This window comes from Kangiella profundi, assembly GCF_002838765.1.
Classification (GTDB): Bacteria; Pseudomonadota; Gammaproteobacteria; order Enterobacterales; family Kangiellaceae; genus Kangiella; species Kangiella profundi.
Genome location: NZ_CP025120.1, coordinates 393,556 through 418,407 on the forward strand (window position 1 = coordinate 393,556; position 24,852 = coordinate 418,407).

The 24,852-nt window shown below is 45.0% G+C and carries 26 protein-coding genes and 1 pseudogene; all 27 read left to right on the forward strand.

Features of this window, described 5'->3' with window-relative positions; genetic code table 11:
• Positions 1-151: 151 nt before the first annotated feature.
• The 27 genes and pseudogenes from rpoB to rpmD all read left to right on the forward strand — a co-directional run bounded on the left by rpoB (position 152) and on the right by rpmD (position 24,849).
• Positions 152-4,219 (forward strand): DNA-directed RNA polymerase subunit beta, encoded by a 4,068-nt coding sequence (rpoB, locus tag CW740_RS01920; RefSeq protein WP_106645959.1) that lies wholly within the window; start codon positions 152-154, stop codon positions 4,217-4,219.
• A gap of 78 nt (positions 4,220-4,297) precedes the next feature.
• Positions 4,298-8,518, forward strand: coding sequence for a DNA-directed RNA polymerase subunit beta' (rpoC, locus tag CW740_RS01925; protein WP_106645960.1), 4,221 nt, complete (start codon positions 4,298-4,300; stop codon positions 8,516-8,518).
• 133 nt (positions 8,519-8,651) lie between these two features.
• Entirely contained in the window at positions 8,652-9,026 is a 375-nt protein-coding gene (gene rpsL, locus CW740_RS01930; protein ID WP_018625110.1) for a 30S ribosomal protein S12, read from the forward strand.
• A 288-nt stretch (positions 9,027-9,314) separates the two neighbouring features.
• Positions 9,315-9,788 (forward strand): 30S ribosomal protein S7, encoded by a 474-nt coding sequence (rpsG, locus tag CW740_RS01935; RefSeq protein WP_106645961.1) that lies wholly within the window; start codon positions 9,315-9,317, stop codon positions 9,786-9,788.
• Positions 9,789-9,803: 15 nt separating this feature from the next.
• Positions 9,804-11,903 carry an elongation factor G gene (gene fusA, locus CW740_RS01940; RefSeq protein ID WP_106645962.1) on the forward strand — a complete coding sequence of 700 codons (2,100 nt, stop codon included), beginning with the start codon at positions 9,804-9,806 and terminating at the stop codon, positions 11,901-11,903.
• Positions 11,904-11,949: 46 nt separating this feature from the next.
• Positions 11,950-13,178: pseudogene (tuf, locus tag CW740_RS01945) on the forward strand (elongation factor Tu).
• 161 nt (positions 13,179-13,339) lie between these two features.
• Positions 13,340-15,826: an outer membrane beta-barrel protein gene (locus CW740_RS01950; protein ID WP_106645963.1), complete on the forward strand. Its 2,487-nt coding sequence runs from the start codon at positions 13,340-13,342 to the stop codon at positions 15,824-15,826.
• A 342-nt stretch (positions 15,827-16,168) separates the two neighbouring features.
• Entirely contained in the window at positions 16,169-16,480 is a 312-nt protein-coding gene (rpsJ, locus tag CW740_RS01955; RefSeq protein ID WP_018625114.1) for a 30S ribosomal protein S10, read from the forward strand.
• Positions 16,481-16,529: 49 nt separating this feature from the next.
• A complete protein-coding gene (gene rplC / locus CW740_RS01960; RefSeq protein WP_106645964.1) occupies positions 16,530-17,162 on the forward strand; it encodes a 50S ribosomal protein L3 in 633 nt (210 codons plus the stop codon).
• 17 nt (positions 17,163-17,179) lie between these two features.
• Positions 17,180-17,782, forward strand: coding sequence for a 50S ribosomal protein L4 (gene rplD, locus CW740_RS01965; RefSeq protein ID WP_106645965.1), 603 nt, complete (start codon positions 17,180-17,182; stop codon positions 17,780-17,782).
• The gene (gene rplW, locus CW740_RS01970) at positions 17,779-18,075 is read left to right on the forward strand and encodes a 50S ribosomal protein L23 (protein WP_012800373.1); all 297 of its coding nucleotides are present in this window, start codon (positions 17,779-17,781) and stop codon (positions 18,073-18,075) included. Before rplD ends, rplW begins: the two co-directional genes overlap by 4 nt.
• A gap of 15 nt (positions 18,076-18,090) precedes the next feature.
• Positions 18,091-18,918, forward strand: coding sequence for a 50S ribosomal protein L2 (gene rplB / locus CW740_RS01975; RefSeq protein ID WP_106645966.1), 828 nt, complete (start codon positions 18,091-18,093; stop codon positions 18,916-18,918).
• Between the two features lie 11 nt (positions 18,919-18,929).
• The gene (gene rpsS, locus CW740_RS01980) at positions 18,930-19,211 is read left to right on the forward strand and encodes a 30S ribosomal protein S19 (protein WP_018625118.1); all 282 of its coding nucleotides are present in this window, start codon (positions 18,930-18,932) and stop codon (positions 19,209-19,211) included.
• A 15-nt stretch (positions 19,212-19,226) separates the two neighbouring features.
• Positions 19,227-19,559: a 50S ribosomal protein L22 gene (gene rplV, locus CW740_RS01985; RefSeq protein ID WP_012800376.1), complete on the forward strand. Its 333-nt coding sequence runs from the start codon at positions 19,227-19,229 to the stop codon at positions 19,557-19,559.
• 9 nt (positions 19,560-19,568) lie between these two features.
• Positions 19,569-20,270, forward strand: coding sequence for a 30S ribosomal protein S3 (gene rpsC, locus CW740_RS01990; RefSeq protein ID WP_018625119.1), 702 nt, complete (start codon positions 19,569-19,571; stop codon positions 20,268-20,270).
• A 12-nt stretch (positions 20,271-20,282) separates the two neighbouring features.
• Positions 20,283-20,690 carry a 50S ribosomal protein L16 gene (gene rplP, locus CW740_RS01995; RefSeq protein ID WP_018625120.1) on the forward strand — a complete coding sequence of 136 codons (408 nt, stop codon included), beginning with the start codon at positions 20,283-20,285 and terminating at the stop codon, positions 20,688-20,690.
• Entirely contained in the window at positions 20,690-20,881 is a 192-nt protein-coding gene (gene rpmC, locus CW740_RS02000; protein WP_106645967.1) for a 50S ribosomal protein L29, read from the forward strand. The genes rplP and rpmC overlap by 1 nt, the downstream gene beginning before the upstream one ends.
• Complete coding sequence (gene rpsQ, locus CW740_RS02005) at positions 20,881-21,138, forward strand: 30S ribosomal protein S17 (RefSeq protein ID WP_018625122.1); 258 nt, start codon at positions 20,881-20,883, stop codon at positions 21,136-21,138. The genes rpmC and rpsQ overlap by 1 nt, the downstream gene beginning before the upstream one ends.
• A 109-nt stretch (positions 21,139-21,247) precedes the next feature.
• The gene (gene rplN, locus CW740_RS02010; protein ID WP_012800381.1) at positions 21,248-21,616 is read left to right on the forward strand and encodes a 50S ribosomal protein L14; all 369 of its coding nucleotides are present in this window, start codon (positions 21,248-21,250) and stop codon (positions 21,614-21,616) included.
• A 13-nt stretch (positions 21,617-21,629) separates the two neighbouring features.
• Positions 21,630-21,947, forward strand: coding sequence for a 50S ribosomal protein L24 (rplX, locus tag CW740_RS02015; protein WP_018625123.1), 318 nt, complete (start codon positions 21,630-21,632; stop codon positions 21,945-21,947).
• Positions 21,948-21,972: 25 nt separating this feature from the next.
• Positions 21,973-22,512, forward strand: a complete 540-nt coding sequence (gene rplE, locus CW740_RS02020; protein ID WP_026309343.1) for a 50S ribosomal protein L5 — start codon at positions 21,973-21,975, stop codon at positions 22,510-22,512.
• A 10-nt stretch (positions 22,513-22,522) separates the two neighbouring features.
• The gene (gene rpsN, locus CW740_RS02025; protein ID WP_018625125.1) at positions 22,523-22,828 is read left to right on the forward strand and encodes a 30S ribosomal protein S14; all 306 of its coding nucleotides are present in this window, start codon (positions 22,523-22,525) and stop codon (positions 22,826-22,828) included.
• A gap of 17 nt (positions 22,829-22,845) precedes the next feature.
• Positions 22,846-23,238, forward strand: coding sequence for a 30S ribosomal protein S8 (gene rpsH / locus CW740_RS02030; protein WP_106645969.1), 393 nt, complete (start codon positions 22,846-22,848; stop codon positions 23,236-23,238).
• 13 nt (positions 23,239-23,251) lie between these two features.
• On the forward strand, positions 23,252-23,782 hold the full coding sequence (gene rplF / locus CW740_RS02035) for a 50S ribosomal protein L6 (RefSeq protein WP_018625127.1): 531 nt from the start codon (positions 23,252-23,254) through the stop codon (positions 23,780-23,782).
• A gap of 12 nt (positions 23,783-23,794) precedes the next feature.
• Positions 23,795-24,148 (forward strand): 50S ribosomal protein L18, encoded by a 354-nt coding sequence (rplR, locus tag CW740_RS02040; RefSeq protein ID WP_018625128.1) that lies wholly within the window; start codon positions 23,795-23,797, stop codon positions 24,146-24,148.
• Between the two features lie 10 nt (positions 24,149-24,158).
• Positions 24,159-24,662, forward strand: a complete 504-nt coding sequence (gene rpsE, locus CW740_RS02045; protein WP_018625129.1) for a 30S ribosomal protein S5 — start codon at positions 24,159-24,161, stop codon at positions 24,660-24,662.
• Between the two features lie 4 nt (positions 24,663-24,666).
• Positions 24,667-24,849 carry a 50S ribosomal protein L30 gene (rpmD, locus tag CW740_RS02050; RefSeq protein ID WP_018625130.1) on the forward strand — a complete coding sequence of 61 codons (183 nt, stop codon included), beginning with the start codon at positions 24,667-24,669 and terminating at the stop codon, positions 24,847-24,849.
• Positions 24,850-24,852: the final 3 nt, after the last annotated feature.

Sequence of the window (24,852 nt, forward strand, 5' to 3'; positions counted from 1 at the left end):
TGTCTACATTCGACAGCAAACAGTCCAAAATGGCTGGTGACTTAGTCACCGGCCTTTTGCCGTTTTAGCGGCAAGTGGTTAAGAGCCACACTAAGTAGAAATTTCTACGCAATATATCACTGGTTAAAAGCTAGCTAGCCGAGGAACCCGCATGGCATATTCATACACTGAGAAAAAGCGAATCCGCAAGGATTTTGGTCGACGTTCCAATATTCTCGATGTGCCTTATCTTTTGGCAATCCAAAAAGATTCATACCGTGAATTTCTTGAGCCAAGAGGCGATGAGGATTCAGGTTTGGACTCAGCGTTCAGGTCTATTTTCCCAATTGAAAGTTATTCAGGTAACGCTGCACTAGAATACGTTGGATATTCATTAGGCGAACCTGTCTTTAATGTTAAAGAATGTCAAATTCGTGGCATAACTTATGCTGCGCCGCTTCGCGTTAAAATCCGTCTGGTCATTTATGATAAAGACTCTAAGACCAAAAAAGTAAAGGATATTCGCGAGCAGGAAGTATTTATGGGCGAACTACCGTTGATGACAGAAAACGGTACTTTCGTTATTAACGGCACTGAGCGTGTTATTGTTTCTCAGTTACACCGTAGTCCTGGTGTGTTCTTCGATTCTGATCGAGGAAAAACGCACAGCTCAGGAAAACTATTATATCAAGCACGGGTAATTCCTTACCGTGGTTCATGGTTAGACTTTGAGTTTGATCCAAAAGATATGCTTTACGTGCGAATCGACCGTCGCCGTAAATTGCCAGCGTCAATTATTTTGCGTTCATTGGGTTACAATACCCAGGACATGCTTGACATGTTCTTTGAGCGTAACAACTTCTACATTACTAAGAAAGGCGAAGTTCAGTTAGAACTGATCCCTTCGCGTTTGCGTGGTGAAACCGCTACTTTTGAAATTAAAGCCAAAGGCAAAGTGGTTGTTGAAGAAGGTCGTCGTATTACTCCTCGACATATTGCTCAGCTTGAAAAGGCCGGTGTTAAGAAGTTGGATGTGCCAACTGAATACATCTATGGCCGTGCATTAGCAACCGACATTATCGATAAGGAATCTGGCGAAATCATAGCAGAAGCTAACGCTGAGATTACTGAAGAGATCTTGGAAAAAATGATCGAAGCAGGTGTAACTGAGGTGCCAACTCTTTACACCAATGACCTTGACCATGGTCCTTACATGTCAGATACCTTGCGTATCGATTCAACTCGCACACCACTTGAAGCGAAAGTTGAAATCTATCGCATGATGCGTCCAGGCGAACCGCCGACACAGGATGCTGCAGAAGCACTATTTGAAAATTTATTCTTTAATCTTGAACGTTATGACCTGTCGCGCGTTGGACGTATGAAGTTCAACCGTCGTGTTGGCCGTGATGAGATTGAAGGTGAAGGTACATTATCTAACGACGATATCATTGATGTTATTAAGACATTGATCGATATCCGTAACGGTAACGGTACAGTCGATGACATCGACCACTTAGGTAACCGTCGTATTCGTTGCGTTGGTGAAATGGCTGAGAACCAATTCCGTGTAGGTTTGGTTCGTGTTGAGCGCGCTGTTAAAGAGCGCCTATCGCAGGCTGAAAGTGAAAACCTTATGCCGCAGGATTTGATTAACGCCAAGCCGGTTTCGGCTGCCGTTAAAGAATTCTTTGGTTCTAGCCAGTTATCTCAGTTTATGGATCAGAACAATCCATTGTCTGAGATTACTCACAAGCGTCGTGTTTCTGCATTAGGCCCTGGTGGTTTGACGCGTGAACGCGCAGGCTTCGAGGTTCGAGACGTTCACCCAACTCACTATGGTCGTGTTTGTCCGATTGAAACCCCGGAAGGTCCAAACATTGGTTTGATTAACTCATTGGCGTGTTATGCCAGAACAAACCAGTATGGTTTCCTTGAAACTCCTTACCGCCGTGTTGCTGATGGTAAGCCAACGGCAGAAGTTGATTACTTGTCTGCAATCGACGAAGGCAAGTTCGTGATTGCACAGGCTAACGCCAACCTTGATAAGAATGGTGCATTCTCAGATGACCTGGTTCCATCGCGTTTCCAGGGCGAGTTCATGTTAGCCACTCCGGAACAGGTTCAATATATGGACGTATCGCCACAGCAGATCGTATCTGTTGCAGCGAGTATGATTCCATTCCTTGAGCACGATGATGCGAACCGTGCATTGATGGGTTCTAACATGCAACGTCAGGCAGTTCCAACTTTACGAGCTGAAAAGCCATTGGTTGGTACTGGTATGGAAAGAACCGTTGCTGTTGATTCGGGTGTTGTGGTTGCAGCAAAACGTGGCGGTGTTGTTGATCAGGTTGATGCCAGCCGTGTTGTAATCCGCGTTAATGAAGATGAGGTGGGCGATAACGATTCTGGTGTTGATATTTATAACTTCACCAAATATACGCGCTCTAACCAGAATACATGTATTAACCAGCGTCCTATTGTTAAGCAGGGCGACATTGTTGCTCGTGGCGATGTACTTGCGGATGGCCCATCAACTGACCTTGGTGAGCTAGCGCTTGGTCAAAATATGCGTGTGGCGTTCATGCCGTGGAATGGTTACAACTTCGAGGATTCGATCCTAATCTCTGAAAAAGTGGTACAGGAAGATCGTTTCACCAGTATCCATATTCAGGAGCTAACCTGTATTTCTCGTGATACTAAGCTTGGTCCAGAAGAAATTACCGCCGATATCCCGAATGTTGGTGAAAGTGCGCTAAGCAAACTTGATGAATCAGGTATTGTTTATATTGGTGCAGAGGTTAAACCAGGTGACATTCTAGTCGGTAAAGTTACTCCTAAAGGTGAAACTCAACTTACTCCAGAGGAGAAGTTGTTGCGTGCCATCTTTGGTGAGAAAGCTTCCGATGTGAAAGATACATCACTACGTGTGGGCACTTCTACACATGGTACGGTTATCGACGTTCAAGTCTTTACCCGTGACGGTGTTGAAAAAGATGCTCGTGCAAAAGAAATTGAAAATGCTGAAGTAGCTAGAGCGAAGAAGGACTTAAATGATGAGTTCCGTATTCTGGCTGAAAGTATTTACCAGCGTGCACGTAACCTGGTTATGGGTTGTGTTGGTGAAAAAGGTCCAAACAAGTTTAAGAAAGGTAGCAAAATTACTGCTGACTACTTAGACAGCCTTGAACCTGCTCAGTATTTAGAAATTCAGTTACGTGTTGAAGAAAAACAACAGGCACTGGAAAGCTTGGCTAACTACCTTGCCGAACAGCGTAAAGAGTACGACAAGAAATTTGAAGTACAGAAGCTAAAAATTACTCAAGGTGATGATTTGGCTCCTGGTGTGCAGAAAATCGTTAAGGTTTATCTTGCAGTTAAACGTCGAATTCAGCCTGGTGATAAGATGGCTGGTCGTCACGGTAACAAAGGTGTGATTTCAACCATTGTTCCAATTGAAGATATGCCATATGACGAAAACGGCGAGCCAGTGGATATTGTTCTGAATCCTCTGGGCGTTCCTTCACGTATGAACATTGGTCAGATTCTAGAAACGCATCTGGGGTGGGCCGCAAAAGGTGTTGGTATCAAAATTGGTGAATTACTGGATACCGGTAAAGCTCCAAAAACTGTACGTACGTTCCTCAATAAGGTTTACAACCATCGCGATGACAAGGCTGTCGATTTGTCAGAAATGACAGACGACGAGGTAATGGCAATGGCTGCAAACCTACGTGCCGGTGTGCCAATGGCTACACCTGTATTCGATGGTGCGACAGAAGAAGATATTCATGCCATGTATGAATTGGCTGAACTGCCTAAGACTGGCCAAAGCTGGTTATATGATGGCCGTACCGGTGATCGTTTTGAACGTCCGGTAACCGTTGGCTACATGTACATGCTTAAACTGAATCACTTGATTGACGACAAGATGCACGCTCGTTCAACAGGTTCGTACAGCTTGGTTACCCAGCAACCATTGGGTGGTAAAGCTCAGTTCGGTGGTCAGCGTTTCGGTGAGATGGAGGTGTGGGCACTGGAAGCTTACGGTGCTGCTTATACCTTGCAAGAAATGCTCACAGTTAAGTCGGATGATGTGAATGGCCGTACCCGCATGTACAAAAACATTGTGGATGGCGACCATCGCATGGAGCCGGGTATGCCTGAGTCATTCAATGTATTGACTAAGGAAATCCGCTCATTGGCGATTAACATTGAGCTTGAGCACGAAGATTAAGCACTGGCGACTCCATCGGCTCCACGACAATAGTGGAGCCATTAGGGTAAAGGTTTTAACTCCATTAGGAGAGCGATTGTGAAAGACTTATTAAATTTTATTAAGCAGCAGAACCAGTCCGAAGAGTTTGATGCGATCCGTATTGGCTTGGCATCACCGGACCAGATCCGCTCTTGGTCATTTGGTGAAGTAAAAAAGCCAGAGACAATTAACTATCGTACCTTTAAACCGGAACGTGACGGTTTATTCTGTGCCAAAATCTTTGGCCCAGTAAAAGATTACGAGTGTTTGTGTGGTAAATACAAACGACTAAAGCATCGCGGTATTATCTGTGAGAAATGTGGCGTAGAAGTTACCTTAACTAAGGTACGTCGTGAGCGTATGGGTCATATTGATTTGGCTTGCCCGGTCGCACACATTTGGTTCCTGAAATCACTACCAAGCCGTATCGGTATGTTGCTCGACATGACGTTACGTGATATCGAACGCATTCTTTACTTTGAAGCATTCGTAGTGACTGAGCCAGGCATGACTACACTGGAAGCTGGACAGCTTCTTAGTGAAGAAGGCTACCTGGATGCATTAGAAGAATTCGGTGATGACTTCGAAGCCAAAATGGGTGCCGAAGCAATCAGCGCACTTCTAGACTTGATTGATCTAAAAGAAGAAGCTCAGCGTATTCGCGAGGAAGAAATTCCTTCGACTAACTCTGAAACCAAATTGAAGAAGTTAAGCAAACGCTTAAAACTTCTAGAAGCATTCCTAGATTCAGGAAATGATCCACAATGGATGATCATGACTGTATTACCAGTACTTCCACCAGATTTGCGTCCACTTGTTCCTCTGGATGGCGGTCGTTTTGCTACATCTGACTTGAATGACCTGTATCGTCGAGTCATCAACCGTAACAACCGTTTGCGTCGTCTATTGGATCTTAATGCTCCAGACATCATTGTCCGTAACGAAAAGCGTATGTTGCAAGAATCTGTTGATGCGTTGCTAGACAATGGTCGTCGTGGTCGTGCAATTACTGGTTCAAATAAAAGACCACTTAAATCGCTTGCTGACATGATTAAAGGTAAGCAAGGTCGTTTCCGTCAGAACCTTCTAGGTAAGCGTGTTGATTACTCTGGTCGTTCGGTTATCGTGGTTGGTCCTACGCTTAAACTACACCAGTGTGGTCTTCCTAAGAAGATGGCTCTTGAGCTGTTTAAACCGTTTATCTATAGCAAATTAGAATTGCGTGGTCTTGCTACCACCATTAAAGCTGCTAAGAAAATGGTTGAGCGCGAAGAGCCGGTGGTTTGGGATATTCTAGAAGAAGTAATTCGTGAGCATCCTGTATTGCTTAACCGTGCACCGACACTTCACCGTCTGGGTATTCAGGCGTTTGAACCTGTGCTTATCGAAGGTAAAGCGATTCAGTTACACCCTCTGGTCTGTGTTGCCTACAACGCTGACTTTGACGGTGACCAAATGGCGGTTCACGTTCCATTGACCATAGAAGCACAGCTTGAAGCTCGCGCTTTGATGATGTCTACCAATAACATCTTATCGCCTGCTAACGGTGAGCCAATCATCGTTCCAACGCAGGACGTTGTTCTTGGCCTTTACTATTTGACACGTGATCGTGTTAATGCAAAAGGCGAAGGCATGATCTTCTCTGATGCGGACGAAGTTCAACGCGCCTATGCGAACGGCATTGTTGACTTGCATGCAAAAGTAAAAGTTCGTCTGCCAATGGTTGATATTGATGAGGAAGGGAACAAAACTGCCCGTATCGAGCTTGCTGAAACAACAGTAGGTCGATCTTTATTGTGGGGTATTGTGCCAGATGGTATCAGCTTCGACTTGGTCAATAAGCCAATGACTAAGAAAGCGATATCTAAATTGGTGAATACCTGTTATCGCGAATGTGGTTTGAAAGCTACTGTAATTTTTGCTGACCAGTTGATGTATACCGGTTTCGGCTATGCTACTCGATCAGGTGCTTCAGTTGGTATCGAAGATATGTCGATTCCAGAAGCTAAAGCAGAGATCATTGAAGCAGCGGAAAAAGAAGTCGCAGAAATTCAAGAGCAGTTTAACTCAGGCCTGGTAACTCAGGGTGAGCGTTACAACAAAGTTGTTGATATCTGGTCGCATACCAACGAAAAAGTTGCAAAAGCGATGATGGACTTTATCGGCACTGAAGAAGTGGTTGATAAAGAAGGCAATACAGTACGTCAGCCGTCATTCAACTCCATCTTTATGATGGCCGATTCAGGCGCTCGTGGTAGTGCTGCACAGATTCGTCAGTTGGCCGGTATGCGTGGTCTGATGGCTAAGCCGGATGGCTCGATTATTGAAATGCCAATTACCGCAAACTTCCGTGAAGGTCTGGATGTGTCTCAGTACTTTATTTCGACCCACGGTGCTCGTAAAGGTTTGGCTGATACGGCATTGAAAACTGCGAACTCAGGTTACCTGACTCGTCGTCTAGTAGATGTTGCTCAAGATATGGTGATAACAGAACATGACTGTGGCACCGAAGAAGGTGTTTACATGTCTCCGCTGATTGAAGGTGGTGATGTTGTAGAACCATTGAGTGAGCGTGTACTGGGCCGTGTTGTTGCAGAACATGTCTATGTTCCTGGTTCAGATGACATCTTGGCAGAAGCTGGAACATTACTTGACGAAAAGTGGGTTGAGACACTTGAGCAAAACTCAGTAGATCAGGTCAAAGTTCGTTCGGTAATTACCTGTCAAACCCGTAACGGTGTTTGTGCAGCTTGTTATGGTCGTGACTTGGCTCGTGGTCATATCATCAACCAAGGTGAGGCGGTCGGTGTTATTGCTGCTCAGTCGATTGGTGAGCCGGGTACACAGTTAACGATGCGTACTTTCCACATTGGTGGTGCTGCATCTCGTGCATCTGCTGATAACAATGTTCAAATTAAAAATGACGGTGAAATTCGTCTTAAGAATGCAAAAACTGTTGAGCGTCAGGACGGTAAACTGGTTATCGTTTCTCGTTCATCAGAGTTGAATGTCATTGACGAATATGGCCGTGAGCGTGAGCGTTATAAAGTACCTTACGGTGCGGTATTAAGCGCAAAAGAAGGTGAGCAGGCTAAAGGTGGCGACATTGTTGCTAACTGGGATCCGCACACCCACCCAATCATTGCTGAGCTGGATGGTAAAATTCAGTTCGTAGACATGATTGAAGGTGTAAACATCGAGCGTCAAACTGATGAACTTACTGGCTTGAGCTCAATTGTGATTACTGAGAACAAGCAGCGTAGTGGTAGTAAGAGCTCAGATGTTAAACCTGCCATCAAGTTGATTGATAAAAAAGGTAAAGATCTATACATCCCTGGAACTGAAATGCCAGCGGTATACTTCTTGCCTACTAATGCTATCGTGAGCTTGGAAGATGGCGCCGAGGTAAATATCGGTGACGCTATCGCACGTATTCCACAAGAAAGCTCAAAAACAAAAGATATTACAGGTGGTCTTCCACGTGTGGCAGACCTGTTTGAAGCTCGTAAACCGAAAGAGCCAGCAATTCTTGCTGAGATCTCAGGTACTGTGAGCTTTGGTAAAGAAACTAAAGGTAAGCGTCGCTTAGTCATCACTCCCCAAGACGGTGGCGATACCTATGAAGAGCTAATTCCTAAATGGCGCCAGCTTAACGTTTTCGAAGGTGAAAAAGTTGAGAAGGGTGAGGTGGTATCTGACGGTGCAGATAACCCGCACGATATTTTACGCCTGAAAGGAATTACTGAGCTTGCTCGTTACATTGTTAACGAAGTGCAAGAAGTCTATCGTCTGCAAGGCGTAGGCATTAACGATAAGCACATCGAAGTGATTATTCGCCAGATGTTGCGTAAGTGTATTGTCACTGATCCAGGTGACTCACTCTTCCTGAAAGGTGATCAGATGGAAGTGGTTCGAGTACTTGAGGAAAATGACAAGCTAGTTGAGGCAGGTAAAGATCCAGTGCAGTTTGAACGTGTACTTATGGGTATTACCAAAGCTTCATTGGCTACTGAGTCCTTTATTTCTGCGGCTTCATTCCAGGAAACTACGCGTGTTCTTACTGAAGCAGCAGTTAACGGTAAAACAGATGATCTACGTGGTTTGAAAGAAAACGTTATCGTAGGACGTCTGATTCCAGCAGGTACAGGTCTAACCTACCATGCGGAACGTCGCCGTAAACGTGCAGAGTCAATGGTCGAGGACTTAGGGTTATCAGCAGACGAAGTTGAGCAGGCATTGTCCGACGAGCTCAGCTCAATTAATGAGGGTGAGGACTGATTAGACCGTCAGCTTGGCAAAATGATCAAAGTTTAGCCAAGCTTGACTTTAAATCATGACCTCTTTAGAATAGCGCGCCCTAGAGTTATCGGCGCGCAAGTTTGGCGTGAACTAGATATAGAGATTTTATTAAATGGCTACAATTAATCAGCTAGTAAGAAAACCTCGCAAGAAGCAGGTAAAAAAGACAAACGTTCCTGCATTGGAAGCTTGTCCGCAACGTCGTGGCGTTTGTACTCGTGTTTACACCACTACGCCTAAAAAGCCAAACTCGGCTTTGCGTAAAGTAGCTCGTGTACGTCTAACCAACGGATATGAAGTATCTTCATACATCGGTGGTGAAGGCCACAACCTACAAGAGCACAGCGTTGTACTAATCCGTGGCGGTCGTGTAAAAGACTTGCCAGGTGTACGTTACCACTGTGTTCGCGGTACGCTTGACCTTGCAGGTGTTAAGGATCGTAAGCAGGGCCGTTCTAAGTACGGTGCTAAGCGACCTAAAGGTTAATTTCCTATTGCTGCGTTAATTGATTTTTTATTTCAGCAACTCGTTGGACTAAACGCCAACTTCGCTTTATAAAAAATCAATTGCCTTGCACTAGAAAATTAACAGTAAGTTAATGTTTAACTTACTTTGGTTTTAATATTTTTTACATATTGAAACCTTACAATTAGAGAATAGTCTAGTAGCTGACCGTCCGGTCGGCTATTTCACTATGTGAGTAAGGCCAGATAAGAAATGTAACTGCTTATTCTGGATTGTCCTGAAGTTACACATGCATGAGGAAAATTTAACATGCCAAGAAGACGTGTTGTCGCGAAACGCGAAATCCTTCCTGATCCTAAATTCGGAAGTGAGTTGTTAGCGAAGTTTATCAACGTTTTGATGCAAGATGGTAAAAAATCAACTGCAGAAAAAATCGTTTATGGTGCTTTAGACATTATCACTGAGAAAAAATCAGGCGAAGAATCATTAGAACTATTTGAGAAAGGCTTGGATAACATTCGCCCGATGGTGGAAGTTAAGTCTCGTCGTGTTGGTGGTTCTACTTATCAGGTACCTGTTGAAGTGCGCCCTGCGCGTCAAACTGCATTAGCTATGCGTTGGTTGACTGATGCTGCTCGTAAGCGTAGCGAGAAGTCAATGCGTGAGCGTTTAGCAGGCGAAGTACTTGATGCATTGGAAGGCCGTGGCTCAGCTGTTAAGAAGCGTGAAGATGTTCACCGCATGGCTGAAGCAAACAAAGCTTTCTCACATTTCCGTTGGTAATCCAAGGAGTTTATTGTGGCACGTAAAACCCCTATCGCCAGATACCGTAATGTAGGTATCTGTGCGCACGTAGATGCTGGTAAAACCACCACTACGGAACGTATTCTTTTCTACACTGGTCTATCACATAAGATCGGTGAGGTTCATGATGGTGCAGCTACCATGGACTGGATGGAGCAGGAGCAGGAGCGTGGTATTACTATTACCTCTGCGGCTACTACGACATTCTGGCGTGGTATGGATGCACAGTTCGATGAACATCGAATCAACATCATTGACACCCCTGGGCACGTTGACTTTACCATTGAAGTAGAACGCTCATTGCGTGTTCTTGATGGTGCGGTCGTTGTATTGTGTGGCTCGTCAGGTGTTCAGCCTCAAACTGAAACTGTATGGCGTCAGGCAAATAAATACGAAGTTCCTCGTATGGTTTTCGTTAATAAAATGGACCGTACAGGCGCTAACTATGAAATGGTTGTCAGCCAGCTTAAAGAGCGTTTGAATGCAGTTGCTATCCCAATGCAAATGACTATTGGTAGCGAAGACGAATTCAAAGGTGTTGTTGACCTTGTCAAGATGAAAGCGATCATCTGGAACGAGGAAGACATGGGTATGACTTTCGAGTACCAAGAAATTCCAGCAGACTTGAAAGACAAGTGTGAAGCTATGCGCATGGAAATGGTTGAAGCAGCTGCTGAAGCCACTGAAGAGTTAATGGAAAAGTACTTGGAAGGCGGTGAGCTAACCGAAGAAGAAATCAAAATGGGTATTCGTAAGCGTACACTAGCGAACGAAATTATCCCGGTATTCGGTGGTTCAGCATTTAAAAACAAAGGTGTTCAAGCTGTATTGGATGCTGTTATTGAATACATGCCATCACCAAAAGAAGTTAAAGCTATTCAAGGCACAATTGATGACGAAGGTGAGCAGTTTGAAATCCGTGAAGCTGATGATGATGCACCATTTGCAGCATTGGCATTTAAGATTGCAACTGACCCATTTGTAGGTACTTTAACGTTCTTCCGTGTTTATTCTGGTGTTATTAATTCTGGCGACAGCGTTTATAACTCAGTAAAGCAGAAGAAAGAACGTATTGGTCGTATCGTTCAGATGCATGCAAACAGCCGTGAAGAAATTAAAGAAGTTCGCGCTGGTGATATCGCTGCGGGCGTAGGCTTCAAAGATGTTACTACAGGTGACACGCTATGTGATATCGATAACAAGATCGTATTGGAGCGTATGGAGTTCCCTGAGCCAGTAATCTCGGTTGCGGTAGAGCCAAAAACTAAAGCAGACCAAGAGAAAATGGGTATTGCTCTAGGTAAGTTGGCACAAGAAGATCCTTCATTCCGAGTTCGTACTGATGAAGAATCAGGCCAAACCATTATTTCGGGTATGGGTGAGCTTCACTTGGACATCCTTGTTGATCGTATGAAGCGTGAGTTTAAAGTTGAAGCGAACATCGGTGCGCCTCAGGTTGCTTATCGTGAGTCTATTCGTAACACCGTTGAAGTCGAAGGTAAATTCGTTCGTCAATCTGGTGGTCGAGGTCAGTACGGTCACGTCTGGGTTAAACTTGAGCCACAGGAAGCTGGTACTGGTTTCGTATTCGAAAACGCTATCGTTGGTGGTGTTGTTCCAAAAGAATACATTGGTGCCGTTTCAAAAGGTATCGAAGAGCAACTTGAGAACGGTATCTTGGCTGGTTATCCAGTGCTTGATGTCAAAGCAACCCTGTATGATGGTTCTTACCACGACGTCGACTCATCAGAAATGGCGTTTAAGATCGCTGGTAGTATGGCTGTTAAAAATGCAGCAAAAACCGCTAACCCTGCATTGCTTGAACCTATGATGAAAGTCGAAGTTGTAACTCCAGAAGAGTACATGGGTGACGTTATGGGTGACCTTAACCGTCGTCGTGGCCTCGTCAAAGGTATGGGTGAGAATGCAACAGGTAAAGTGATTGATGCAGAAGTTCCGCTTTCAGAAATGTTTGGTTACGCTACAGACGTGCGCAGCTTGTCGCAAGGTCGTGCTAGCTTCACCATGGAGTTCTCGCATTATGCAGAAGCTCCTATGAATATTGCTGAAGCAATCATGAGCAAGAATTCTTAATTTAAATTGAAATATTAGTTCCAAACTTTAATTAGAGGAATTGAAAATGGCTAAAGAAAAATTTGAACGTACGAAACCGCACGTAAACGTAGGCACAATTGGCCACGTTGACCACGGTAAAACGACACTAACAGCAGCGATCTGTACTGTATTGGCGAAAGTCTATGGTGGTTCAGCACGCGCATTCGCAGACATCGACAACGCTCCAGAAGAAAAAGAGCGTGGTATCACGATTTCTACGTCACACGTTGAGTATGAAACTCCAAACCGTCACTACGCACACGTAGACTGCCCAGGACACGCTGACTATGTTAAAAACATGATCACGGGTGCTGCTCAGATGGACGGTGCGATTTTGGTATGTTCAGCAGCTGATGGCCCAATGCCACAGACTCGTGAGCACATCCTGTTGTCACGTCAGGTAGGTGTACCGAAGATCATCGTATTCTTGAACAAATGCGACATGGTAGACGACGAAGAGTTGTTAGAGCTAGTAGAGATGGAAGTTCGTGAATTGCTAGACCAATACGAATTCCCAGGTGACGACACTCCAATCATCCGCGGTTCAGCGTTGAAAGCGTTGGAAGGTGACGAAGGCCCATTAGGTCAGGAAGCTATCATTGCATTAGGCGAAGCTCTAGATACTTATATCCCAGAGCCAGAGCGTGCGATTGACAAGCCATTCTTGTTACCAATCGAAGACGTATTCTCAATTTCAGGTCGTGGTACGGTAGTAACTGGCCGTGTTGAGAGCGGTGTGGTTAAAGTTGGCGAAGAAATCGAAATCGTTGGTATCAAAGATACGACTAAAACAACGGTTACCGGCGTTGAGATGTTCCGTAAACTTCTAGACCAGGGTGAAGCTGGTGATAACGTTGGTGTACTACTACGTGGTACTAAGCGTGATGAAACGTTGGTGTACTACTACGTGGTACTAAGCGTGATGAAGTTGAGCGTGGTCAGGTATTGGCACACGTAGGTACTATCACTCCGCACACTCGTTTTGAAGCCGAAGTATACGTACTATCTAAAGATGAAGGTGGTCGTCATACTCCATTCTTCAAAGGCTACCGTCCGCAGTTCTACTTCCGTACAACTGACGTAACTGGTGCTGTAGAGTTACCAGAAGGCGTAGAGATGGTTATGCCAGGTGATAACATCAAAATGAACGTAGAGTTGATCGCTCCGATTGCGATGGACGAAGGTTTGCGCTTTGCGATCCGTGAAGGCGGTCGTACAGTAGGCGCGGGTGTTGTTGCTAAAATTATCGAGTAATTCTTGATAATAAGTTCAAGCGCTTTAAAAAGCCTCGCAATTGCGGGGCTTTTTTTTGCCTGACAATAATTGTCACAAATACATTAAAATACACAAAAATTGACGCAGCTCACACTTGGAATGTAAGATTCGTCACGGAATAATAAGCAAAGGAATCACTAATGATAAAGATATATTCAAAATTAGCAGTAGCTAAACGTGCACAAAGCTGTTTAACGGCGGTGCTTCTTGGGGCTGTTTCTTATGGCGTGAGCGCTGAAACAGAACGTTTAGTAGCTGCAGCCAATCCAACAATGTTTAACCAAGTATTAGTTCAACCTGGCCAAGAGTTAGCAAACTACAAAGTCGAACAGTCCAACAATTCTGGCGCATCCCGTGTTGATGTTGATGTCGATGATGACGGTCTGATTGAGATATATACCTGGGCAGACATGGATGCTATTCGTAATCACCTCGACGGCTCAGCGTTTTCTGATGGTGGCGCTAATGTTGCCAATAAAAATGGTTGTTTAGGCGATGATACGGGTGCAACAAACTGTACCGGCTATGAGCTGATGAATGACTTGGATTTTGATACTGACGGTTCAGGCAGTGTTGACGCAGGTGATGATTATTATAACGCTGGTGCCGGTTGGTTGCGTATTGGTGATTGGTTTGGAGGGCAGCGCTTTACCGGTACTTTTGACGGTAACTTCTACACCATTGATAATTTAACCATCAATCGACCTTCTGACAGTAATAAATTTGAAGGCTTATTCTCTAATGTTTACCAAACAGGTATTTTCAGAAATATTTCTTTCACCAATGTTAATATCGTTGGTAATTATGTAAGCAGTGGCGCGTTGGGTCTCGCGGTAACTGATGCTACTGTTGAAAAAGTCAGCGTACAGGGCAGCGTAACTGGTAATGCTTGGGCTGGCTGTGTTGTCGGTGCTATTGAAGGCTCTGGATTTGGTCATGAGCTGGCTGGTGACTGTGATGTTTCTGGTAATTCTTATACTGGAGGTCTGATTGGCTCGTTCTCAGGAAGCACGCTTACTAACAGTTACTCATGGTCGCGAGTTAATGGTAATACGGGTTCTGCTGGAGGCTTGGTTGGGACCGGCTCTGGCTTTACGTTGCTTGAGAACAGTTATGCAGCTGGCACTGTCACAGCTTCTAATAGAGGTGGTTTGACTGGGATTGACTCAGGTACTGCAATGACTAATGCTTATTGGGATGTGGACGTATCAGGGCTTGCAACCTCAGGTCCGAGTACAACACCAACAGGAGCCACAGGCCTAACGACTATAGATATGCAGGCCCCAACATCGCCAGACCACTCTGTGGGTGGAGGTGCAATTGCCTACGAAAACTGGGATGAAACCATCTGGAACTTTGGTACTAGTACGGACTATCCAACTTTGAGTTGGCTGAGCCAGTCAAAAGATTGTGATGAGGACGGTATTTTAGACTCGGTCGAAGACGCAAACGGTAATGGCGAAGTCGATGAGGGCGAAACCGATCCTTGTAATCCGGACAGTGATGGCGATGGGATCAATGACGGTATCGAAGATGCCAACCAAGACGGTACAGTTGATGCCGGCGAAACCGACCCGCGCTTAATGGACACTGACGGCGATACATTAACTGACGGTGCTGAGGATGCTAATAAGAACGGCGTAGTTGATGCCGGCGAAACCGATCCTCGTACAGCGGATAGTGACGGCGATACCTATAACGATGGTAATGACGCATTCCCATTGGATGAAACGGAATGGTTGGATACCGACAATGATGGTATTGGTAATAATGCGGATGATGACGATGATGGTGATGCCTTTACCGACGTCACTGAAACCACTTGTGGTTCTAATCCATTAGATAATGCTTCAGTACCGTTGGATACCGACGGTGACGGTAGCTGTAATGCCGTCGATAGCGACGATGACAATGACGGAATTCCTGATGATGTAGAAGGTAACGGTGACGCGGACGGTGACGGTATCCCAGACTCGCTTGATCCGGATCCAGTATGTGGTAACGACTGTACCGTCCACACCAGCACGGGTGGTGGTTCTTCTGACCTGATTTTATTAGCGTTACTTGGCGGTTTAATCATCAGCCGCCGCTCGACTAAGGCAGGCCTGGTTGCGGTATTAGCGTTCGGAATGATCGGTGCAAGCCAGGCGAATGACACGACCTGGTCTTTCGGATTGACAATCGGCCAAGCCAATTTTGACCCTAGCCCAGGCAATAATACTGCTTATGAACTGACCGACGACAATGACAGTGCTTATAAATTGAGTGGTGCTTACCATTTGAACGACAACTGGGCTGTTGAGGGCTTTTGGGCCGACCTTGGTAGTGCAAAATTAAATAGCAATTTATTTGGGAGCGGTGCCATTGAGTATGATGCTTATGGAATTGGCGCACTGTATTCTACTCAGTTTGGAGAGAGTCCTATGTCCCTAATCCTACGTGCCGGCGCTGCAAGCGTTGACGGCAAGGGGCGTGGTCTGGATGTGACTAACGACGAAAACACAACATTTTACGTTGGCTTTGGTTTAGGGTATGAGTTAAATGAAAGTTGGGATTTGCGTCTAGAATATGATCAATACAGTGAAGACACAGAGCTATTGGGGTTGAGTGTCAATTACAGCTTCTAAAATAGCCGCTGCTATTCGTAAGTAACAAACGGCTCCAGTTGGAGCCGTTTGTATTTAATAAGTTAGCCAAAAAGCTGATTTACTATTAATGCCAAAAAAAGCCTGATTACTGTTGCGATCTAGAGCTTATTAACATATAATTCGCGTACCTTGGTAGGCGTAACTGCCACTATTAGGGTTGTTCTTGCGAAGCAATTTCAGACTTTTTACAAAGTAAGTTATTGATTTTGCTAACAACAGGCTCGATTGGAGTCTGATTAAAGTTTGGTAACCGCACCCCTCGCTGCAGTAGGGTGGAGCGGTTTTTTATGTTCTTTAATTTTAAAAGTGGAGTTCTTTGCAATGGCAAAGCAACGTATTCGAATCAGATTGAAAGCGTTTGATCACAAGTTGATTGACCAATCGACTTCAGAGATCGTAAATACCGCTAAACGTACAGGTGCTCAGGTAAAAGGTCCTATCCCTTTACCAACTCGTAAAGAGCGTTTCACCATCCTGATTTCTCCGCACGTTAATAAAGATGCGCGTGATCAGTATGAAATTCGTACGCATAAGCGTTTGGTGGACATCATCGAGCCAACAGAAAAAACAGTTGATGCTTTGATGAAGTTGGATTTGGCTGCTGGTGTTGATGTTCAAATTAGCCTTTCTTAAGGCAACACTAGAAGCAAGGTAGATAACCATTTCGGTTGAGGTTTAAAACATGGCTATCGGAATAGTAGGTATAAAACGAGGAATGACTCGTGTCTTCACTGAAGACGGCGTGTCTATCCCGGTTACCGTAGTAGAAGCCGATCCAAACCGCATCGCGCAGTTGAAAACAACTGACGTTGACGGTTATGAAGCGGTACAGATTACTACAGGAAGCCGTAAAGCAAACCGCATCACTAAGGCGGAAGCTGGTCATTTTAAGAAAGCTGGCGTTGAAGCAGGTCGTGGTTTGTGGGAGTTCCGTGTGAATTCTCTAGACGGCTTTGAAGTTGGTGGCGAAGTTAAAGTTGATATCTTTGAAGCGGGTCAAAAAGTTGACGTAACTGGTACCTCTAAAGGTAAAGGTTATGCCGGTGCGATTAAGCGTTGGAACTTCCGCGGCCAAGATAGCACCCACGGTAACTCTTTGTCACACCGTGCACCAGGCTCTATTGGTCAAAACCAGACCCCTGGTCGCGTATTCAAAGGCAAAAAGATGTCAGGTCACATGGGTGCTGAGCGTGTAACAGTGCAAACTCTTGAAGTTGTACGTGTTGATGCTGAGCGCAATTTATTGTTAATCAAAGGTGCCGTCCCAGGCGCTACCGGTGGTGACGTTATCGTACGTCCTGCTGAGAAAGCCTAGGCCAAGAGGAGTTGACTATGGAACTTAGTTTAACATCTGGCGGCGCAATCAAGGTTTCTGAAGTGGCTTTTGGTCGTGAGTTTAACGAATCATTAGTTCACCAAGTGGTCGTTGCTTATCTAGCGGCTGCGCGTGCCGGTACTCGTGCACAAAAGAACCGTAGCGCTGTTAGCGGTGGTGGTAAAAAACCATGGCGTCAAAAAGGTACAGGTCGTGCCCGTGCGGGTACAATCCGTAGCCCATTATGGCGCAAAGGTGGTGTAACTTTCGCTGCACAACCACAAGACTATACACAAAAAGTAAACCGCAAAATGTATCGCGGTGCTATCCAGAGCATTCTTTCTGAGCTGGTACGTCAAGAGCGTTTAATCGTTGTTGAAGACTTCTCAGTTTCAGCGCCAAAAACTAAAGAATTGGTTGCTAAGTTGAAAGAGCTGGATACCAAAGAAGCACTTATCATTACAGATTCTGTTGATGAGAATTTGTTCTTAGCTTCTCGCAACTTACACAAAGTTGACGTGCGCGATGTGAATGCTCTTGATCCAGTCAGCCTAATCGGTTTTGACAAAGTGATCATGACCGTTCCTGCGGTTAAGAAAGTAGAGGAGATGTTAGGATGAACCAAGAGCGTATCTTAAAAGTTCTTCTGGCCCCTCACGTTTCAGAGAAAGCGACGATTTTGGCTGAGCGCGATGGTCAGTTTGTATTTAAAGTGGCCAAAGATGCAAATAAGCGTGAAATCAAGAAAGCCGTTGAGACCTTGTTTGAGGTTGAAGTGGAGTCTGTTCGCACTTTGAACATGAAAGGTAAACGTAAGCGTTTTGGTCTAGTTGAAGGCCGTCGTCCAAACTGGAAAAAAGCTTACGTATCATTGAAGCCTGGTCAAGACCTTGACTTTGCAGGCGGCGAGTAAGAAGGAGACAAGTAAATGGCAATTGTAAAAGCTAAACCAACTTCTCCTGGACGCCGCTTTGTCGTAAAAGTGGTCAACCCAGATTTGCATAAGGGTAAACCTGAAGCAAGTTTGTTGGAGAAGAAATCCAAAAATGGTGGTCGTAACAATAACGGTCGCATTACAGTGCGTCACGTTGGTGGTGGTCATAAGCAACATTACCGTGTTATCGACTTTAAGCGTAATAAAGATGGTATCCCAGCGAAAGTTGAGCGTCTTGAGTATGATCCAAACCGTAGTGCGCATATCGCATTGGTTTGTTACTCAGATGGTGAGCGTCGTTACATTATCGCTCCTAAAGGCTTAAAAGCTGGTGATCAAATCATTTCAGGCGATGCAGCACCTATTAAAACAGGTAACACATTGCCAATGCGTAACATTCCGGTTGGTTCTGTTGTTCACAACATCGAACTTAAACCTGGTAAAGGTGCGCAAATGGTTCGTAGCGCAGGTGCTTATGCACAAATCGTTGCACGTGACAGTGCATACGTAACTCTACGTTTGCGTTCGGGCGAAATGCGTAAAGTGCTTTCAGAGTGTCGCGCCACTGTTGGTGAAGTCGGTAACTCTGAGCATATGTTACGTAGCTTGGGTAAAGCTGGTGCTAAGCGCTGGCGTGGTGTACGCCCAACAGTTCGAGGCGTCGCGATGAACCCGGTAGACCACCCACATGGTGGTGGTGAAGGTCGTACCTCTGGTGGTCGTCATCCTGTAACTCCATGGGGTGTTCCAACCAAAGGTAAGAAAACCCGTAGTAATAAGCGCACTGACAAGTTGATTGTCCGTCGCCGCAACAAACGATAGAGGATAGCACTGTGGCACGTTCGTTAAAGAAAGGCCCATTCATTGACCTTCATTTATTGAAGAAGGTTGAAGAAGCTGCGGCCTCTGGTAACAAGAAACCGATTAAAACGTGGTCTCGTCGTTCAACCGTTTTCCCTGAAATGGTTGGTTTGACGATTGCCGTTCACAATGGTCGTCAACACGTACCTGTTTTCGTAAATGAAGACATGGTAGGTCACAAGTTAGGTGAGTTTGTATTAACTCGTACTTACTATGGCCATGATGTTGACAAAAAAGCCAAGAAAAAGAAGTAAGGCGAGGAGTGAAAGATGGAAGTAGCAGCTAAATTGCGCAATGCTAGCATCTCGGCACAGAAAATGCGTCTCGTCGCCGATCAGATTCGTGGCTTGCCAGTAGAGAAAGCGTTGAACGTTCTTGAGTTTAGCCCAAAAAAGGCGGCTCGCTTAATTAAGAAAGTTCTTGAGTCTGCGATTGCTAACGCTGAGCACAATGAAGGCGCAGATATCGACGAGTTGAAAGTTTCAACTGTATTCGTTGATGAAGGCCCAACTGCCAAGCGTATGCGTCCGCGCGCTAAAGGTCGTGGCGACCGTATTTTAAAGCGTTCTAGCCACGTAACCGTTAAAGTATCGGATAACTAGGAGAAGGTAATGGGTCAAAAAGTACATCCTACTGGTATCCGCTTAGGTATCGTAAAGAAGCATACTGCGACTTGGTATGCTGAGCGCGGCGATTTTGCGGATAACCTTGAAAGTGATATCAACATCCGTAAGTGGTTGTTCAAAGAGTTAAAGAGCGCCTCTGTTTCACGTGTTGATATTGAGCGCCCTGCTAAAGCAATTCGTGTGACTATTCACACTGCGCGTCCTGGTATCGTCATCGGTAAGAAAGGTGAAGATATTGAGAAATTACGTGCAAAGATTGCTGATATGGCTGGCGTTTCAGCCCAAGTATCTGTTGAGCAAGTACGTAAGCCAGAACTAGATGCACAGCTAGTCGGTGATAACGTAGCACAACAGCTTGAGCGTCGTGTTATGTTCCGTCGTGCTATGAAGCGCGCAGTACAGAACGCAATGCGTCTTGGTGCTGAAGGTATCAAAATCGAAGTAAGTGGTCGTTTAGGTGGTGCCGAAATCGCTCGTACTGAGTGGTATCGTGAAGGTCGAGTACCGTTGCATACATTGCGTGCGGATATTGACTACGCAACCTCAGAAGCTTTGACGACTTACGGAATCATCGGCATTAAAGTATGGATTTTCAAAGGTGAAGTTCTTCCTGGCCAAGAAAAAGTTGAGCCAAAAGAAGATAAAAAACCTCGCCGCAGAAAACCTGCTCCTAAAGCTAAGAAGTAGGGGTGAGCAAGTATGTTATTGCCAAAAAGAACTAAATATCGCAAGCAGCACAAGCTGCGCAACCGTGGCACAGTAGCTCATGATGTGAGCTTCGGTGAATTCGGTTTGAAAGCGACAGGTCGCGGTCGTATGACAGCACGCCAAATTGAGGCTGCTCGTCGTGCAATGACCCGTCATATGAAACGTGCCGGTAAGGTTTACATTCGTGTATTTCCTGACAAGCCAATTACTAAAAAGCCTCTTGAAGTGCGTATGGGTAAAGGTAAAGGTAGCGTTGAGTACTGGGTTGCACAAATTCAGCCAGGCCGTATGTTGTATGAAGTTGAGGGTGTTTCTGAGGATTTGGCACGCGAAGCATTTGCTTTAGCAGCTGCTAAACTTCCTTTCAAAACAACCTTTGTTAAACGGACGGTGATGTAATGAAAGCGACAGAATTGAAAGATAAGAGCGTTGAAGAGCTCAACGTAACGTTGCACGAATTGTTACAAGATCAATTCAAGTTACGTATGGAAAAGGCTACGGGCCAAATGACTGAAACGCACAAAATGCGTACGCTTCGTCGTGACATTGCTCGTGTTAAAACCATCATCAACCAAAAGGCGGGTTCATAATGAGCACTGATACTATTCAACGCACATTACAGGGCAAAGTCATCAGCGACAAGATGGATAAATCTATCACTGTACTGATTGAGCGCCAGGTAAAACACCCGCTATACGGTAAGTTCATCAAGCGTTCGACTAAGATCCACGCACACGATGAATCTAATGAGTGTAAAGCAGGTGATGTAGTCCGAATCGTTGAGTGTCGTCCTATCTCTAAAACTAAGTCATTTAAGTTAGTTGAGATAGTTGAGCGCGCCAACTAAGTTAGGATAAGCCGACCCCGGGTAATTAGTTTTCCTCGGGGTTAGGAATTTAAGTAATTTAATGGTATACTCTCGCGCCATTTTAGCGCGGGTTTAAGCGGAGAAAACCATGATCCAGATGCAATCAATGCTAGACGTAGCTGATAACTCAGGCGCTCGTCGAGTAATGTGTATTAAAGTACTGGGTGGTTCGCATCGCCGTTACGCCAACATTGGTGACGTAATCAAAGTGAGCGTAAAAGAAGCGATCCCACGCGGTAAGGTGAAAAAAGGTGACGTTCTAAACGCAGTAGTAGTGCGTACTCGTAAAGGTGTACGTCGTCCAGACGGTTCTTTGATCCGTTTTGATGGTAATGCTGCTGTTATTTTGAACAATAACTTACAGCCGATTGGTACTCGTATCTTTGGACCTGTTACACGTGAACTACGTGGTGACAAGTTTATGAAGATCGTGTCTTTGGCACCGGAAGTACTGTAGAGAGACGAGAATCATGCAAAAGATTAAAAGTGGCGACGAAGTCATCGTAATCGCAGGCAAAGATAAAGGTAAACGCGGCAATGTTAAGCGCGTTTTATCAAATGGTCGTGTGATTGTTGATGGCATCAATTTGGTGAAGAAACACACCAAGCCAAGTCAAAATCCGGATGGTTCTATCAATGAAGGTGGAATTATCGATAAAGAAGCATCGTTGGATATTTCTAACGTAGCGATTTATAACCCATCTACCGGCAAAGCTGACCGTGTTGGCTTTAAAGTAGAAGAAGGTAAAAAATCACGCTTCTTTAAGAAAACTGGCGAAGCAATTTAATTTGTTAATATTCAGGTAATTAATGATGGCGAAACTGCACAACTTTTACAAAGAGACTGTTGTACCTCAGCTTCTAGAGAAGTTTGAGTACAAATCAGTTATGCAAGTCCCACGCATTACCAAGATCACATTAAACATGGGTCTGGGTGAAGCTATTGCGGACAAGAAAATTCTTGAGCACGCAGTCAATGACATGACAGCTATCTCAGGCCAAAAGCCGGTCATCACTAAAGCTCGCAAATCAATCGCAGGCTTTAAGATTCGTGACGGTTATCCTATTGGCTGTAAAGTGACTCTGCGTGGCGAGCGTATGTGGGAATTCCTAGAAAGATTAATTTCTATCGCGGTTCCACGTATTCGTGACTTCCGTGGTTTGAATCCTAAATCATTCGATGGTCGCGGTAACTACTCTGTTGGTATCAAGGAACAAATTATTTTCCCTGAAATCGACTACGATAAAGTAGACAAAATCCGCGGTATGGATATTACTATTACCACCACGGCAACTACCAATGACGAAGGTCGCGCATTACTAGATGCGTTTAACTTCCCATTGAAATCATAAGGGGCACGCTATGGCTAAAACATCAATGATTGAGCGTGAATTAAAGCGTGCAAAGACTGTAGAAAAGTACGCTGCAAAACGCGCTGAGCTTAAAGCAATCATCAAGAATCCTAACTCTTCTGAAGAGGAAGTTTGGGAAGCTCAGGTGAAGCTTCAGAAGCTACCACGTAATGCAAATCCTGTGCGTCAACGTAACCGTTGTCGTGTAACTGGACGTCCACATGCTTACCTACGCAAATTCGGCCTATGCCGTAATAAGCTTCGTGAGCATGCTATGAAAGGTGACGTTCCTGGTTTGGTTAAGGCTAGCTGGTAAGGCTTGGGAGAATCACAATGAGTATGCAAGATCCAATTGCAGATATGTTGACTCGTATTCGTAACGGCCAGACCGCTGCGAAGAAAACTGTCGCTATCCCTGCATCAAAATTAAAGAAAGCTATTGCTCAAGTACTAGTTGATGAAGGTTTCATCGCTGGCTTCAGCGTAGAAGAAGGTTCAAAGCCGACAATGACTGTTGAGTTGAAATACTACCAAGGTCGTCCGGTTATCGAGGAATTGAAACGTGTAAGTCGTCCAGGTCTACGTATCTATAAGAAAGTAGACGAGCTACCAAAAGTTATTGGTGGTCTAGGCGTTGCGATCATTTCTACTTCTAAAGGTGTTATGACTGACCGCGCGGCTCGTAAAAACGGCCACGGCGGTGAAGTTCTTTGCACTGTAGCGTAAGGGGAGATTTGAGATGTCACGTGTAGCAAAAAGCGCTGTATCTATCCCTTCAGGTGTTGAAGTAAACATCAAAGATGGCGTGATCAGTGTAAAAGGTTCAAAAGGTCAGCTAGAACAGGCTTTGCATTCTGACGTTGAATTAAAAGTTGAAGACGGTGAAATCACTTTCGCACCTTCAGCTGGCGCAGAAAGCTGGGCAATGGCTGGTACATATCGTGCACTAGTTAATAACATGATTACTGGCGTAACTAACGGTTTCGAAAAGAAACTTCAGCTAGTAGGTGTTGGTTATCGTGCACAGGTTCAAGGTAAAAAATTGAACTTAAGCCTAGGTTTCTCTCACCCAGTAGAGTTTGAAGCACCAGAAGGTATCACTATTGAAGCGCCTTCTCAGACAGAATTACTTGTTAAAGGTGCTGACAAACAGGTCGTGGGTCAGGTTGCGGCAAACATTCGTGCTTATCGTCCACCAGAGCCTTACAAAGGTAAAGGTGTTCGCTATGCTGACGAGCGTATTGTTCGTAAAGAAGCCAAGAAGAAATAGTAGGGCAGGGTTATGAAGAAGAAAATTCAACGTTTGCGTCGTGCGGCTAAGAGCCGTGCAAAAATGCATGAACTAGGCGTAAATCGTCTAGTTATTAACAGAACCCCTCGCCACATTTACGCACAAGTAATCAGCGGTGAGAACGGTAATGTGATCGCTAGCGCTTCGACTGTTGAGAAGACAGTTCGTGGTGACGTAAAGTCAACGGGTAACGTAGATGCTGCAAAGCATGTCGGTACTCTAGTTGCTGAGCGTGCCTTAGAAGCGGGTGTAAAGCAGGTTGCTTTCGACCGTAGTGGTTTTAAATATCATGGTCGCGTTCAGGCTTTAGCCGATGCGGCTCGTGAGAAAGGCTTACAATTCTAAGGTGTGAAGCATGGCAAAAGATATGAATAACCAAGAAGGTTTAGTTGAGAAATTGGTCAACGTAAACCGCGTTGCCAAGGTGGTTAAAGGTGGTCGTATTTTCGGCTTCACAGCTTTGACTGTTGTTGGCGATGGCAAGGGTAAAGTTGGCTTTGGTCGTGGTAAAGCTAAAGAAGTTCCAGTTGCAATTCAAAAAGCAATGGAGCAGGCACGTCGTAATATGATTCAAGTTGAATTAAAAGACGGCCACACTTTACAGCATCCTATTAAAGCAGCACACGGTGCATCAAAAGTGTACATGCAACCAGCATCAGAAGGTACTGGTATCATCGCTGGTGGTGCAATGCGTGCGGTATTTGAAGTGCTAGGTATCCAAAACATTTTGGCAAAAAGTATTGGCTCTACAAACCCAATTAATATTGTTCGCGCAACTATTAATGGTTTGAAGCAAATGACTTCGCCAGAAGACATGGCTGCCAAGCGTGGTAAAACTGTAGAAGAGATTTTGGACTAAGACCATGGCAAAGAAAATGATGAAAGTAACGCAGACGCGTTCAAGCATCGGTCGCTTGGACAGCCATAAGGCTTGCTTGCGTGGCCTGGGTTTGCGTCGTATCGGTCATACAGTAGAAGTTGAAGATACTGCTTCAACTCGCGGTATGGTAAATAAAGTTTACTACATGGTTAGCGTAGAGGAGTAATAT